This is a genomic window from Heyndrickxia acidicola (assembly GCF_001636425.1).
GTDB classification, from domain to species: Bacteria; Bacillota; Bacilli; order Bacillales; family Bacillaceae_C; genus Bacillus_AE; species Bacillus_AE acidicola.
Window position 1 is genome coordinate 197,836 of sequence record NZ_LWJG01000004.1, and the last position, 14,678, is coordinate 212,513.

A 14,678-nucleotide genomic window follows, 5' to 3' on the forward strand; every position below is an offset into this window, starting at 1 on the left:
CACCCATTGTATTATTCTTAGCCATTGCAGTCATTTTTTTTTTACTTCCAAATTTAAACTTTAATAGCTAATTATTTAACGAACATAAATGATACGCATTTCAATTAACAGCTCTTGTCAACTCTTAATAGCGTAGCAAGGGTTTCTATTTTTTTAGTATCACTCATTTTTTTAAGGCTTTTTTCCATCTCTTTATAAGAGAACATGATTCAGTTGAGAAAGAAAAGTTAATGATGAAAGCTACCTCAAGTATTCATATGGTAAATACGGATAGTGAGAGGATCCATAAGCCAGAAAAGCTAAAAAATACTGAACGATGATCATTAAAATTCAGTTCCAAGGTATTTCTCTTTGTTATATAAGGTGATTACAATAGCGTATTCTGCCAAAGACACTAAGAAAAGAGTAGGAGACATATTTTTATAGTGAGTCTTATTTAGGCGAATGTTATATTCTATTTGATGTAAAACATGTTATGGATTACTGATTTGTGGGTATAAAAGATTGAGATGGGAGGAACATAAAATGTTAAATAAGAAGTCAAAAATATTAGTAGCTACCACTTTAACAGGATCGATTATAGGTATAGGTGCAGCTTATACTCCTTCTTTAGAACCGGCACACGCTGCTCACGTGAAAATGGTTCATGTGAATACCTATCAGCAGGATGCAGTAAAAAAATTAAAGATGATCTACCACGAAGCCTTTAAAGGACAAATGCCCTTTGCTGCAGAAGGACTAAAAATTAATAAAAGCACGAAGAAAGATGTTCATAAAAAGCTTGGGCCGCCTGAAACAGTAAGCGGCGGATTTGACTATTACCATGCTGATATGGGGCAGCCAGGCTTTGCCTTTTCTTACAACAAAAATAAAACGATTTCACAAATCCGTTATTTTGGTACAAATGTAGAACGGAAGGATAATTTAGGTTCTATCACTCCTAAAGTGTTAGGCAAAGTACTTGGGAAAGCGGATCACATTCGCAGAGTAAAAGGGACAAGCCAAATCAACTATATCTATAAAACCGGTAAGTATGAGCTGGAATTTATCGTAGGGAAAGATCATACCGTCGATCATGTAAATCTAAAAATGTCATAATAAAGCTTTATAAGGTTATAAAAGGACACTCATTTTTAAAGAGTGTCCTTTTTGTATGACAATTATGTGTAATTTACAGTTTTATTCCTTTTAATAAAACATTTTCAATACACTGTTTTTGTTGGAAGAAATATAATTTATATTTCCTTCTACATTATCCCTCTAAACCTTTAACTACTCTATTATACGTAAGTAGTAGTGATCTATACTCAAGGCCGCATCGCAGGAATTACCTCTTTATTGGGAGTTGTTTTAGGATTTGTGGTTTATTTATGTGCGACCATGCTAGGACTTACTGCAATTTTCAATACTGTGCCGGCGGTCAACAAAGCTATCAAATGGGCAGGTGCCATATATTTGTTGTGGATGGCATGGAAGGCTGTTAAACCGGGCTTATCATCTGTTTTAGAACCACGTCATCTTCCTGTCGAAAGACCGACCAAGCTTTTTCTAATGGGCTTTTTGACAAATTTATTAAATCCTAAGATTGCTGTGCTGTATGTTTCACTCCTGCCTCAATTCGAAAATCCATTAAAGTCTCACTGCTCTATCAGGGAGCGGCCTTAGGCGCCGTGCAAATTATAGTCAGTTTTTCCGTAAATCTTCTTATTGTCCTTACAGCGAGTATAATTGCTTTATGGTTCACAAGACGGCCGGCATGGCTAAAGATACAGCGCTGGCTGATGACCAGTGTTTTAACAGGTCTTTCCATTCATCTGGCCATGGAACACCAAAAATAAATGTATTTAAGTTAGAGGGTACCTTCATGAGCGAGTGGAAGTATCCCTTTTTTTCTAATAAGGATTCCTTCATTTTTATTCTCCTAGCTCCCTTCAACCATCCCTCCTTTTTCATTCACCAATAGTGAGTGGTAAAAAAAATGTCCCCAAGCATAGCTCATTTTTTCTTTTAGATTTTCTGCAAAAAAAGTAATTGAAAATGATTTTTTTTATCAATTAAATGAGTAAATGTTGTTAGTTATCGAAAGAGTTGGGTAGATAAACAATGTACGCCTTTTATAGATTAATTTTGAATAAAAAAGAGATTACCACCTTAGATAAGAGGCAGCCGATGGATAGAAAACAACACAGGAGGGCTCAATTATATGGAGGATACAAATAAGCAAGGAAACAAGATGGATAAGAAAATGATTGGCCGCATCAATCGTCTGGTGACGGACTATGAACATACCGTTATCAGCCATATTGATAAGCAATATGAAAGAAAAACATCATTTGGAGACCGTTTGGCGGATCAAATCGCTTGTTTTGGGGGAAGTTGGAGGTTCATAATAATCTTCGCAGGATTTCTGATAACCTGGATCGTATGGAATACCTTGCCGTTCACGTATCATTTTGATGGAGCTCCGTTTATTTTGCTTAATCTCTTTTTATCTTTTTTGGCAGGATTTCAAGCCCCGATTATTATGATGAGCCAGAATCGTCAGGCAGAGCGGGACAAAAAAGAAGCATCCATTGATTTTGCGATTAATTATAAAGCTGAAAGAGAAATTGACGACATGCAGGACGATTTAGCTCGTATTGAATCAAAGCTGACCGATATAAAGGAGCTTAAACAAGAGATGGCCGAGATAAAAAAATTGCTGATGTCTACGACTTCTTCATCATAAAAGGAAGAAACTTTGGTTGGATTGATACTAAGCAAGCCTGATGAAAAAGAAAATAACGAAGGATCATTCACAATGAGGATTTTGATGCCTATTGATATTTTTTTGAAAACAGAAAAATTAAGTATATTATAAAATAGCTCAGTAAACTATAACTGAGCTAATTTTATATGCAATTAATACCGCATACACGATGTATATTTCTATATTTTCATTTACGAAAGAAACCATATTCCTTTAATTGTGATTGGGTTCCATTTTTTATTTAAAAGGATGTCTTACCTCTCAAAAGATCATGTGCAAGCTCGACAGCCCCAAATAAGCTTGCATCGCGGTCAAAATGCGCTTTTTCTATTTTAGGCTGATAAGGGACAAACTGTTGAAAATAGCTTTCAATGGTTGGGAGAATGGTATTAAATTGATGCATTAAACCACCCCCAAGAACAATTTTTTCAGGATTCCAGGCAATGGCAAGATTGGCAATCTGGAACCCTATTTCATTAAAGGTATCTTTTAAAAATGTCCTTTTTTCCGGGTTATCTTTTGCTTCGGAGAATAATTTTTCAACTGTCATCTCATTTCCAAAATCATTCTTTGCACGTTCTGACAATCCTGAACCGCTGGCATAAGCTTCAAATGGAGCATAGTTAGATTGGAACCCTTTCATTTCCTGCTTGCTTTTCAATAAGTAGGCAATTTCACCAGCAGCCCCATTATGGCCTCTGATTACTTGATTTCCAAATGTAAAGCCAGCAGAAATACCGGTACCAAAATTAATATATAAGCCGTGATCCGTCCCTTTTAATGCTCCTTTACGCAGTTCTGCAAGTGCAGCAGCCTTAACATCATTTTCGATAGAAAAAGGAATGTTTCCAAATCTATCTTTAACATGCTCACCAATATTAATTTTATCCCAATCCTCTACATTGGGCGCTAATTCAACATGATCCTCAAATACAACTCCAAATGTTCCGATTCCAATTGCAGCCAAATCCAGGTCATTTTCTTTCTTTGTGTCTTCGAGCAGTCTTTGAGCGGTATCAAGGGCTCTTTGAATGAGTTTATATCCATTAATGTTGCGTGACGTTATCTCTGTTCGTTTTAAAATTCCCTGCTTCAAATCAGCCGTTGCGATTGCCACCTTTGTCCCGCCAAAATCGATAGCCAAAAGTAATTGATTATGCATCTTTCATTCCTCCGCAACGATAATTATTATATATTTTACTATGCTAAATTCGGTCCAAGTAGTTCTCTTTGATTTGTTTTTCACCAAATGGCCATGCTTTGTGACGCCGTGCCCAGAAAAGAAATACAACAATTCCTAAGGCAGTCCATATAATCGCTAGACGAATGGCGGTCCAGCCGGAAGAATAAAAGACAAATGCCCAGCCAATAAACGCCAAAATACTAGGAAGCGGATAAAGCAGCTGTTTAAATGGACGTTTTAAAGTTGGTTGTCTTTTCCGAAGGATGGACAAAGCGATAATCTGCCCAATAAATTGTACCACAATGGTCATTGCCATAAGGGCGTTTATAATTTGTGACAAATCAAAAAAACAGCAAATGGCCATTATGACACCCATTACAAGAAGTGAGATATGAGGGAATTGAAATTTCGGGTGCATTTTTGCAAATGGCTTAAAAAACAATCCGTCTACTGCTGCATTATAAGGCAAACGGGATGCTCCCAGTAACCCTGTATATAACGAAGCAAAGCAAGTCCAAATGATGAGTAAAGTAATGATAATGGCACCTGGTTTCCCCCAGACCATTTGCATAAATTCGGTTCCAATATTTTGACTTTTCATCGCTTCTTGCCACGGAACGGTTCCAATAATGCCAAAGTTCATCGATAAATCAATAATAGCAACAAAAAAGATGGAAAGGATCACAGCCCGAGGAAGGGTCCTTCCGGGATTTTTAATCTCATCCCCCAGATAGCAGGATGTGTAATATCCCATATAGTCATAAATGGAAATAAGCATTCCGGCACCAAGTCCCAATAAGAATTTAGATGGCGCAAAAGCATTTTTGGGAAAAGAGAATGCCATATGCGGATTAAAATGGGTGGCACCTGCAGCGATAACGAGAATCACGGTTAATATCATCCCAGCCCAAAGAACCGTTGAGATTTTAGCGATAGAATGAATCCTTCTGTATAAAAATGCAATGGTTATAATTGTAACCGCTACAGCTGCAAGCTTTGTATCCAGATGGGTCATATGCGGGAAGAAGTAAATAAGATAATTTGACAATCCAATCGCTCCCGTGGACATAATCATAGGTGTTGCTATGATTGTAGACCATATAAAAAGAAAAGGCACAAATTTCCCTGTTCGATATTGAAATGCTTCTCTTAAGTAAACATAGGTTCCTCCTTCGCCCGGCATCGAGGAACCAAGTTCACTCCAAACCAAGCCATCCAGCATAGCAAGTAAAGCGCCTACAATCCATCCGAACATGGCCTGTGGGCCGCTCATCGTTGATAGAATAATAGGGATGGTGATAAATGGGCCAGCCCCCATCATTTGCGACATATTAATAGCGGTTGCCTGTAATAACCCAATTCCCCGGACGAATCCATTTTTTTCGTTCGTCATATTATCCTCCGATAAAGTGTGTCTTTTTTAACATTGTTTTTATTTCAATGATGAAATTTATAGAAAGAATTAATATTTAAAAAAATGAGCGGATTAAGCGGATTAACCAATGTGTCTTGTCTTTGTCTAGCACCAGGCCTATCCTATAAGGGAGAAAAAACAATTCGTTCAAACAAATACCAAAGTGCTCCTAGTGCTTGAGCCCTCTCACCAAGACAGGCAATTTCTATTTTTGATTGTATGGGTGAGAATCGTCTCACATTTTGTTCCAGTGTTTCTACTATTGGGGCGAGCGAGGGACCTTCTACACCGCCAATGATGATCTTCTCAGGATTCAGTAAGTTTACCAGGTTAGTGATGGCAATCGATAAATTCAGCGTAAGGGCTTTTGAAGGAATTCCGGTTTCCTGAAACTCTTTAATCAGCGGAATTAGCTTTCTTTCAAAAGGACCGTATTGACCGGCGATGGGAGGCTCAAAATGTACAGTATCCTCTTTATCGATGAAATATCCCACTTCCCCAGCTGAATAGTGAGAGCCTTGGATTAACTGACCATTTGCTATAATAGAGCCGCCTATCCCGGCATCTATGGACATATAAAACATATTATCTGTTTGTGCCCCATTCCCAAGCCATCTTTCGCCTAACGCACTGCAGTCTACATCGTTATTTATATAAATCGGAATGGAAAAATAAGCGGCTAACTCCTTTTTTAAATTCAGATTAAACCAACCCAGAGAAGGAGCATCTACTACAATATCCTTTGTATTTTCCACTACTGATGGAACGGCTACACTTAAACCAATAAATAGATCTTCATTTATCCCACATTCTTGAATAAAGGTCTGGATGTGCTCAATGACATATGCAACTTTATTAGTGGGTGTTGTTTTTTTCTCATATGTCACATTCCCATCTAAGTCCGTTATCATAAGGAGCATTCCACTTTCTTTTATATCCACTCCTATTCCAAAAGCAGATTTGGCATTAAAAGCGAGCTTCATCCCCCTTCTGCCGCCTTCATTAGTAGAATCTCCTAAACCGAGTTCCATCACGAATCTCTTAGCTAACAGTTCATCGACAACAGAAGAAACAGTCGAACGGCTTAAGCCAAGTGTTCTTGCCAATTCTGCTCTGCTAACGGGTTGGTCATTTCGGATTGTTTCTAAGACGAGAGCTCTATTTATCGATTTTATATAGTCTTGGTGACCTATTCTATTCATAATATCCTCCGTTTGTTTGTTCGATGATAAAACTAACCTGTTTTTAAATTGTACGTGATGCTCATAAAGATAGCAAGTATTTTATGAAAGCGCAAACAAGTAAATTTTTTCCACTGTTTTTAATTGTAATTTCATATACCGTCTTTTAAGCAAAAATAAAAAAGACAACCTTTCTGTGATTGGCTGCCTTCAACAAAGGAAATAAAGAATGGGTTTGTTTTTTTTCTTGTATCACTATACACCGTGAACCGGATCTGGATGAGAAATAGTGACTGATTTACTTTTTGCTGAATTCCAGCGAAAAGTGGTATATCGCCAGGCGTTGGCTATGCTCGTCAGAACGATTAAACTGCAATAAGCCGTCCATGCGCCCGTTTGCCCGAAGTGATAAATTTGAGTCAATAAAATCGTTAAAGGAATAAATAGGAACCAGTTGAATAATAATGCCATTCTTGATAAAAAAGTGGTATCCCCTACTCCTCTAAGTCCCCCGGCAAAAATAATGCCGGCTCCACTGAACAATTGAATAAAGGAAGCCAGATGGATAAGGGAAACGGATGTTAAATAAACGGCAGCGTCTATCGTATACATTTTCGCCACCGGCAAGGAAAAAAGGAATAAGAAGACGGAAAATAACGCCATAAAACCTAATCCTAGATATACCGTTACCAGACCAAACCGTTTTGCTTCCAACGGGCGCTTTTTACCGATTTCTTGGCCGATTCCAACCGTGGAAGCTGCTCCAAATCCATTTGAGGGCATGAAGCCAAAGGAAAGGATATTTAACGCAATTTCATTGGCTGCAATGGCCACTGTTCCAAGACGGGTGATACAGCTTGTAAAGACAAGCATACCTAAGCTGTTTGATAATTCCATGATTCCAAGCTTTGTACTTTCAACGAGCAGCAGCCGAACCTGAAGCCATTTAATCGGAACCCACGATCGGGTGGAATAGGCTTTGTTAAGGATGTGGAAATACACGAAAACATTTAGAAGAAAGGTGATCCCCTCCGCTGCCACCATGCTCCAGCCGGCTCCCTGCAATCCCATATCAGGAAAACCAAACTTCCCGTAGGCAAGGACATACGTTAAGATGACCACTAATGCACTGTTCACTAAAGAAAGGATCATAGGGGTCTTCGTATCCCCTGTTGCTCTCATATAAGCATAGAAAACGATATTAAACACAGTGAACACCATAGCATACATTCTTACTTGAACATAAGGAGCTCCAGCCTCTAGAATCGTTGAATTCGATCCCATGATTTCTAAAATGAAATGAGGAAAGATAAAACTCGCTACAAATAAAAGAAGAGCCTGCATAGCTGCTAATATCATGGTGATTTGCATTCGCTGATTCCCAATTTTTATATCCCCTGCACCCACGTTCTGTGCCACTAAATAGTTAATAGCACCCTGATTTCCGGAGAATAATGCCCATAAGTTATACATTAAAATATTGGAGATACCTACTACCGCGATGGCTGTCGCCCCCAGCTTTTCAACAATCATTAAGATCAGCAAACCCGTCACTGTCATGGATGAAAAAGTAGCAATCGATGGAATAGCTAAACGGAGTATTTGCTTTATAAGTTTCATGTATTCCCACCGGCCCTTTTTTAATAATGGAGGCATCGTGCTCGCCAATGAAACCGTTTTTTCACTCTCCCTATAGTAGCACTTTTTCATCTAGAAAGGTTTGCATTTTTTAGATTATTAGAAAAAACTTTCCTTTGATCTTGATTTTAAATCTTCAATAGAAGCTAGTGCTGATTTAAGAATGTGAAAAGGGTGTGAATCAAGCGTTATTCAAATGGATGGATTATTTTGCGAGACGATTGATGACAAGCTGTACAGCTATGGCATCATCCAAATATCCAATGGGAAACACGTAATCAGGGATAATGTCTGTAGATAAAATAAAATATAATAACGCGCTTCCTAGGATGGTTCGCTCATGTAATAGCGTTACTTCATCACAATACTTCATATACAGATCTCTTAGCTGTTCAATAAAGGGACCCGCATTGCCGACTTGCTCAAGCTTTGTTTGAAAATCTCTGCAAATCAGCTGGTGCCCTTCTTCTGTCTTGGCGTATTGTTCATATTTAGCTAATTCCTGCTGAATGCGGGAAATCGTAAATGTTGTATCAACTAGTTTGTAAGATTTAAGAATTTCTTGAATCATATCGAAGGAGTAATGAATATCTGAGGGGACTTCCTCCTGTTTTCCGCCTATATCGTATCCTGCAGCTTGAATTAACTTCTCTAAAGGAATGCTCAAATGAAGAGAAAATTGCTGTAAATGATTCAATTTTGCCTGCTGTTTTCCATTTATAATTCGTGAGATGGTTGCAATATCAATTTCCGTCAGTACACTAAGCTTTCGCATGGATAATGACTTTTCTTTTAGTAATCCTTTTAACAGAAAGCCTAAGTCCTTGGCATGATTTTTTTCTGACATTCCTATTCACCCCTTTTTAATAAATGTGTTGAGTTTTTATCAACAATATATGCAGGGGATAAGCACATTTCCACATCATTTTGAATAGTTTACTTTAGACGGGAGGAATGGAAATGCATCTAGAGAATGTGCTGTTGATGATTGCGATTGGCGTAGCTTCAAATTTGGATAATGCAGGGGTTGGTGTTGCCTATGGAATAAAAAAAATTAAAGTTCCATTTGTGGCAAACTCAATCATTGCTTTTATAGGATTTCTGTTTGCGCTTCTAGGAGGTCTTTTTGGGAACTGGGTATCTATCTGGCTGTCCCCCTTTGTTTGCAACATCATCGGGATGATCGTTTTGGTGACGATTGGCGTATGGGTACTCAGTCAGCCCTATATTGAAAAAAGGGTAAAACATCGTCCATCGAATCGCAATTTGTTGTTGCAAATTTTACAAAACCCTGAAGACGCCGATTTAGATGGATCAAAATCCGTTGGTTTGCTTGAATCCCTTCTCTTAGGGGTTGCTTTATCTATCAATAATTTAGCTGGTGGATTCGATACAGGGATTACTCATCTTAACATCTGGATCACTTCCCTCATATCAGGAGTTTTCAGTTATGTATGTGTCGGTGTATGTGCATACCTGGGATCAAGGGTGTCAGGAGAAAGGTTAGGAAGACAAGCAAGCTTTATAGCAGGAATTATTCTTATTTTGGTAGGGCTTCATCAAGTTTTTTGATTTAGTTTTTAAATAGATGAATGGATGTTTTAAATAGAATAAAAGAATAGGCAACAATCAAAATTAATGTAAATGGAATTTTATTTTCGGTACCTAGCTTCTATTTTTTTATCGGCATAGACGTTCTGCATTTTGAATTTTCTCATAGAATGAATTACAACGATTCGGTTGAAATTTCATTAGGTAATTAAAGGAGAGATAAAAATATGCATGTCGTTCATTTCGTGGAGAATCAATCTGTAGTATTAAGCCAGCTTCGAAAGCAGGCTCCATCCGTTAATGAGGAGATAAAGATTAAAGGCCGAAAAGGAAAAATTGTAGATGTGAAACAGATTGAGGAAAATATCGTTCAGGCACATGTTCTTCTTGAAAAGATTAGTAAAGCTCAACCTGCAGCTGTTGATAATAAGAAGAAAAAACGATAAGAAGCATCTCATTTAAACTGTCAAAACCAAGTTTTTTGCCAATTAAACTTTTGACAAACGAGAACACCCTCTTTATTCTTCCTCAAGAATAGCGGTACTAAAAAGAACAAGATCGACATGTTTTCTAAACATGGTATAACACCTTGGGCGGACGGGACGAAAAGGGAATTTTTCGAAAATGCCGTTATTAACAATTTCTTAGTACTATAAAAAGCTGAATTTATTAATATAGTAGAATTTGAAATGTAGAACGTTCTAAGAATGAAAGTTTAATGTTCAAAACGAACCACGGCAACATTAAAAAGGCATGAGACCGTTGCTAAACTGAGCTCATGCCCAAGCTGTCAAACGATATAACTTGTTTATCTTTCGTGAGTTACTTCATACTAGATAGACTATTGCTTTAAATGATATGGAACCATAGTAATAATTATATTTTTATTTCTCATGAGCCACACCCTTAAAAATAAAGCCATGTGATTATGCAGTAAATTATGCCACCATTTCTTTGATATAAACTGCGGAATAATGACTTGTACCTGGGCCTGATCCGGTTTTTTCTCTTCTATTAAACGAAGGAAACGGGTTAAAGGTTGCAGAACGGAACGGTATCTGCTTTTTATTGTAACCAACCGACATGGTGAACCCCACTCTTTCCACTCTGCCTCCATCCTTTCAATCGATTGATCATCAAAACCTACATATATGGCAATGGGATGGTCTGAAATCCCTTTTGCAAAGGAAAGTGTAGTGTTCACTAAATGATGAACCCCGGAAACTAAAACAAGTGAAATCACCTGACTTTCTTCAGGATGAATGGTATGGATATCTATCTTTAATTCATTTGTGACTTCTTCATAATGTCTATATACCTTAAGCGATAAAAAGATGAGTATAGGAATGATGAGAAGTACAATCCACGCACCGCTTGTAAATTTCGTCACTCCAAAAATAAAAGCTACAGCAGAAGTAACCAGAGCTCCTACAGCATTAATCATGAGTTTAGTCTTCCAATGAGGACCTTTTTCTCTTTTCCATCGCTTCACAAGCCCGATTTGAGCAATCGTAAAGGAAAGGAAAACCCCAATGGCATATAAAGGAATCAAGGCATTGGTATGAGCATGAAAAGTGATAATCAATATACTGGCTGTGGAAGCCAGCACGATAATTCCATTCGAATATCCAAGCCGGTCTCCTCGATGAGTCAAGGCACGTGGAAGAAAACCGTCCTCAGCAACAATGGCCGCCAGTTGGCTGAACCCTGTAAAAGTGGAATTAGCTGCTAATACGAGGACTAAAAAGGTAAACCAAATAATGATTTGATAGAAGATACCATGGCCGAAATAGATGGCAGCTAATTGGGAAAGCATGGTATTATGGACATTAGGGCTAATCCCTTGTACATATAAATGATAACCAAATCCAATTAACGTAATGGAAGTAATAATGCCAAGTGCAATATAGGTTTTGATCGCACTTTTTGGTTTAGGGTCTCTGAACACAGGAACTGAATTGGAAATGGTTTCAATTCCTGTTAAGGCAGAACACGCTGAGCTAAAAGCTTTAAGTAAAAGCAAGTTGCTTAACCCCTTTGGTATACTTCCAAATGGAGGAGTATTCTTTTGGACAAAACCAAGATGGCTCTCATTAAGAAGGCCCGTGAAAACCAGTACAAGCATACAAGTCATAAATCCGATAGTTGGCCAAGCGAAAATTTTGGCTGATTCTGCTACACCCCTCAGATTGATCACTAACAGGATGACTATACAAAGGATTGCTAGAATGGTCTCAAAGGGAGCAACGACTGGATATGCTGATGATACCGCCTCTACAGCAGCAGAAACGGATACGGATACGGTTAATATGTAGTCTACCAACAAGGAGCTGGAAGCCAGTAAAGCGACCCATTTCTCCTTAAAATTATCTTTGGCGATTGCATAAGAACCACCACCATTTGGATATGCAAGAATGCCCATAATATAGGACAAAATGAGTATGATTAAAAGGAAAATCGTTGAAAAAGTAATGGGAACGATCAACCACTTGGCGCTTGGTCCAAGTCCTGCGAGTTCGGTCATCCCTGCTTCTGGCCCATATGCAACCGATGAATATAAATCTGCCGAAAGGATAGGAAGAGCAATGAACCAAATTAACTTGTTTTTTTGAGCATTTAACTCTGATGTTCTCATAGGCCGTCCAATTAAAACGCGTTTCACACTAAAAAAATTGGAAGCAGCGTTCCAGAGTGCAAAAATGGCCAGAACAATGAAAATAATCTCTACTTTATGTGAGGTATGGTGCATGCGTCTCCTCCTTTTTATTGGTAAAGTCAAGTGATAATGAAAAAATTTCTTTTAGGATTTATTTTTTTTATAAAATTCTTAGAATAACATAAATAAAGTATTGAAAGACTTAAAAGAAGCCGCTAATACAGTCTTTTACCCCTTACCCCACCCTATATAAAACCTCACGGATCAAAAATAATTTTATAGGTATTATGTTTTGCCCTTTCTCTTGCAAAGCTTGATATACCTATCTTCCCCTACATGCACTTTTTATACCATTTGATAAAAAGATATGAAAAAATAATGCCTCAGACAATCTGTTTGTTTCTTAATGAGAACAAGGTGGTTATATCAGCTGGAGACATATATTGTTGCAGAAGACGTGGGGTTTGGAGAGTATTTAGGGAAGCTTCGGGTAGGAGTACCATTATGATCACTTTATGGTCTTAAAGAAATAGCGACATCTTACTGTCAACATAATCTGTATGATGCTGTTGGTAAATAACAAAGAAATCATGACGGTTTTACAAAAGAATGGAATAATCTTAAAGCGTGACTAGTCATTATTATTCATGTGATTTTATCTTTCATTTTTCGTGTGCTACCTGTCATTTAACCAATATAAGCCATCGGTATTATTTCAACAAAAGCCTTACAAGATGAAGTAAAGGGTTCCGTTTTGAGGTGCTTTTCTAAAAATCCGTGCCGAAATGGCCGTCGTTTTGACATCGGTACTGGTATTCCAAATAAAGAAACTCGCCATAGTAATTGGCGAGTTTCTTTATTTGGAATACCTAAACCTTTTATAACTAAAGCACTCGTTCGTTTAAGTGAAAATGTGTACAATTAGGAAACAATTTTATATCAAATTAGAACCTTGTTTATTCACTGTTTACTTATCAAATTTTGAAATGTCCTTAGTATAAACTCCTGCATCAAAGATAACCTATCTTTGTGGAGGTGCTAAACATTGGGTCGAAAATTTGAAATAAACCTTATAAAATTCCTTTATTTCTTTGGTATTAGTTCTTTTATATACTTAATAAAAAAATCACATACAAAGGACTGGCTCCTTGTTTTCTTTATAAAAAGTTACTATGCATCATTGGTCGATAATCTGATTGTAAAAAGAGGCTATGTTCAATATCCCACCCGATTTCCAAAACAAGTTAAAACAAGCGTGTTGTTTGATTACATACTTTTCCCAATTACTTGTGTCTTTTATAATCAACTAACTAAGGATTCCCGCATCATTCAATGCCTTTTAAAAGTTCTGTATTTTAGTATACCTATGACTATTGCTGAGCTATGGTTAGAAAAAAATACACGTCTTATTAAATATAAAAATGGATGGAATTGGAAAACTACTTTTTATTCTCTCTCTTTTTCCTTATTATTGGTTAGATTTACAATGTTTGTTATAAGACGTATTTTCAATAATAAATATGATTTATCTTAGATGAAGGTTGTTAATCAATAATAAGAGTCAAAAAGAAAATAGGAACATTTGAAGAATGATTAAATCTGCATATTTGTTCCAATTATTTACAATTCCTTCTCTACATTAACTTAAATATCCTACTGATTTTTTGTTAATAAGCACCGAAAACGGTCGTTTATGAATATAAAACACTCAGAACATAAAAGCCCTGATTTTTCTGCTTAGCATAGAAAAATCAGCGGCTTTTCCTTCCCCAAAATGCTTTAGAGTATAATATACCCTTTTTGTGGGCAGGACCCCAATAATAGACACTTTTAAATAGATACAGCTTGTAGTTTTATTTTCTTTTCCTAACTTGTATGGGTTAACCCTATGATACCTTATGAATGAATTTTCACTACATTATGATTAATCCAGTCATTTAATCAGCGTTTTTCCTACCTCTAAAAAAACTATTAAAGAATGATTCATTGAATATTTGGAATAATACCTTTGTATTTGTATAGTTAGTCAAAAAGGAGGGAACCAAAATGGATATTCAAAAATTAGCTGATCATGAGTCATTGGATCTACATGAAGTTATTAATTTTAAAACCCTATGCTTATCGAAATCAAAACTAATGCAAGGACTGGTATTTGATCATGATTTGAGAGCATTAATGCAAAAAGATGTTGAACAATCCATGCAAGCGCTTAGAGAATTACAGGAAATTTATCAACGCGCACCTTTTGAAGCTCCAGTTCCTCAAAACCGGCCAACACCAATAATAAATTGAAAAGGAGGCAAATT

At 37.1% G+C, this 14,678-nt stretch carries 12 protein-coding genes and 1 pseudogene; 7 read left to right on the forward strand and 6 right to left on the reverse strand.

All coding sequences use genetic code 11. The annotated features are described in order from the left end of the window. The first annotated feature begins 525 nt into the window (after nucleotides 1-525). From A5N88_RS23310 to A5N88_RS23320, 3 genes and pseudogenes are all read left to right on the forward strand, one after another. Nucleotides 526-1,098 carry a YjgB family protein gene (locus A5N88_RS23310; RefSeq protein WP_066271321.1) on the forward strand — a complete coding sequence of 191 codons (573 nt, stop codon included), beginning with the start codon at nucleotides 526-528 and terminating at the stop codon, nucleotides 1,096-1,098. Nucleotides 1,099-1,305: 207 nt separating this feature from the next. Continuing rightward, nucleotides 1,306-1,838: pseudogene (locus A5N88_RS23315) on the forward strand (LysE family translocator); the annotation flags it as partial. A 365-nt stretch (nucleotides 1,839-2,203) separates the two neighbouring features. Beyond that, nucleotides 2,204-2,728, forward strand: coding sequence for a DUF1003 domain-containing protein (locus A5N88_RS23320; protein WP_066271325.1), 525 nt, complete (start codon nucleotides 2,204-2,206; stop codon nucleotides 2,726-2,728). Nucleotides 2,729-2,990: 262 nt separating this feature from the next. Here A5N88_RS23320 and A5N88_RS23325 read toward each other — a convergent pair whose 3' ends face one another. The 5 genes from A5N88_RS23325 to A5N88_RS23345 all read right to left on the reverse strand — a co-directional run bounded on the left by A5N88_RS23325 (nucleotide 2,991) and on the right by A5N88_RS23345 (nucleotide 9,012). Then, the gene (locus tag A5N88_RS23325; protein ID WP_066271326.1) at nucleotides 2,991-3,911 is read right to left on the reverse strand and encodes an ROK family protein; all 921 of its coding nucleotides are present in this window, start codon (nucleotides 3,909-3,911) and stop codon (nucleotides 2,991-2,993) included. 43 nt (nucleotides 3,912-3,954) lie between these two features. Then, entirely contained in the window at nucleotides 3,955-5,325 is a 1,371-nt protein-coding gene (locus A5N88_RS23330; RefSeq protein WP_066271328.1) for an APC family permease, read from the reverse strand. Nucleotides 5,326-5,468: 143 nt separating this feature from the next. Beyond that, the gene (locus A5N88_RS23335) at nucleotides 5,469-6,548 is read right to left on the reverse strand and encodes an ROK family transcriptional regulator (protein ID WP_066271329.1); all 1,080 of its coding nucleotides are present in this window, start codon (nucleotides 6,546-6,548) and stop codon (nucleotides 5,469-5,471) included. A gap of 234 nt (nucleotides 6,549-6,782) precedes the next feature. Then, nucleotides 6,783-8,147, reverse strand: a complete 1,365-nt coding sequence (locus A5N88_RS23340) for an MATE family efflux transporter (RefSeq protein WP_066271516.1) — start codon at nucleotides 8,145-8,147, stop codon at nucleotides 6,783-6,785. A gap of 223 nt (nucleotides 8,148-8,370) precedes the next feature. Further along, nucleotides 8,371-9,012, reverse strand: a complete 642-nt coding sequence (locus A5N88_RS23345; RefSeq protein ID WP_066271330.1) for a DUF1232 domain-containing protein — start codon at nucleotides 9,010-9,012, stop codon at nucleotides 8,371-8,373. A gap of 113 nt (nucleotides 9,013-9,125) precedes the next feature. Here A5N88_RS23345 and ytaF point away from each other — a divergent pair, with 113 nt between their 5' ends. Together ytaF and A5N88_RS23355 are read left to right on the forward strand one after the other, a co-directional pair. Further along, nucleotides 9,126-9,737, forward strand: a complete 612-nt coding sequence (gene ytaF / locus A5N88_RS23350; protein ID WP_066271331.1) for a sporulation membrane protein YtaF — start codon at nucleotides 9,126-9,128, stop codon at nucleotides 9,735-9,737. 206 nt (nucleotides 9,738-9,943) lie between these two features. Beyond that, a complete protein-coding gene (locus tag A5N88_RS23355) occupies nucleotides 9,944-10,162 on the forward strand; it encodes a hypothetical protein (protein ID WP_066271339.1) in 219 nt (72 codons plus the stop codon). 395 nt (nucleotides 10,163-10,557) lie between these two features. Here the strand turns inward: A5N88_RS23355 and A5N88_RS23360 are convergent, their stop codons facing one another. Continuing rightward, nucleotides 10,558-12,465 carry an APC family permease gene (locus A5N88_RS23360; RefSeq protein WP_083953362.1) on the reverse strand — a complete coding sequence of 636 codons (1,908 nt, stop codon included), beginning with the start codon at nucleotides 12,463-12,465 and terminating at the stop codon, nucleotides 10,558-10,560. Nucleotides 12,466-13,417: 952 nt separating this feature from the next. Between A5N88_RS23360 and A5N88_RS23365 the strand changes: the two genes are divergently transcribed. Together A5N88_RS23365 and A5N88_RS23370 are read left to right on the forward strand one after the other, a co-directional pair. Next, the gene (locus tag A5N88_RS23365; protein WP_066271341.1) at nucleotides 13,418-13,906 is read left to right on the forward strand and encodes a CBO0543 family protein; all 489 of its coding nucleotides are present in this window, start codon (nucleotides 13,418-13,420) and stop codon (nucleotides 13,904-13,906) included. Between the two features lie 512 nt (nucleotides 13,907-14,418). After that, nucleotides 14,419-14,664, forward strand: a complete 246-nt coding sequence (locus A5N88_RS23370; protein WP_066271345.1) for a spore gernimation protein GerQ — start codon at nucleotides 14,419-14,421, stop codon at nucleotides 14,662-14,664. The last annotated feature ends 14 nt before the right edge of the window (nucleotides 14,665-14,678 follow it).

Bases quoted from the DNA above. Each gene is read 5' to 3' on its own strand.
- A5N88_RS23340 (WP_066271516.1), bottom strand. From the start codon at position 8,147: ATGAAACTTATAAAGCAAATACTCCGTTTAGCTATTCCATCGATTGCT.
- ytaF (WP_066271331.1), top strand. From the start codon at position 9,126: ATGCATCTAGAGAATGTGCTGTTGATGATTGCGATTGGCGTAGCTTCA.
- A5N88_RS23325 (WP_066271326.1), bottom strand. From the start codon at position 3,911: ATGCATAATCAATTACTTTTGGCTATCGATTTTGGCGGGACAAAGGTG.
- A5N88_RS23360 (WP_083953362.1), bottom strand. From the start codon at position 12,465: ATGCACCATACCTCACATAAAGTAGAGATTATTTTCATTGTTCTGGCC.
- A5N88_RS23335 (WP_066271329.1), bottom strand. From the start codon at position 6,548: ATGAATAGAATAGGTCACCAAGACTATATAAAATCGATAAATAGAGCT.
- A5N88_RS23345 (WP_066271330.1), bottom strand. From the start codon at position 9,012: ATGTCAGAAAAAAATCATGCCAAGGACTTAGGCTTTCTGTTAAAAGGA.
- A5N88_RS23370 (WP_066271345.1), top strand. From the start codon at position 14,419: ATGGATATTCAAAAATTAGCTGATCATGAGTCATTGGATCTACATGAA.
- A5N88_RS23355 (WP_066271339.1), top strand. From the start codon at position 9,944: ATGCATGTCGTTCATTTCGTGGAGAATCAATCTGTAGTATTAAGCCAG.
- A5N88_RS23330 (WP_066271328.1), bottom strand. From the start codon at position 5,325: ATGACGAACGAAAAAAATGGATTCGTCCGGGGAATTGGGTTATTACAG.
- A5N88_RS23310 (WP_066271321.1), top strand. From the start codon at position 526: ATGTTAAATAAGAAGTCAAAAATATTAGTAGCTACCACTTTAACAGGA.
- A5N88_RS23320 (WP_066271325.1), top strand. From the start codon at position 2,204: ATGGAGGATACAAATAAGCAAGGAAACAAGATGGATAAGAAAATGATT.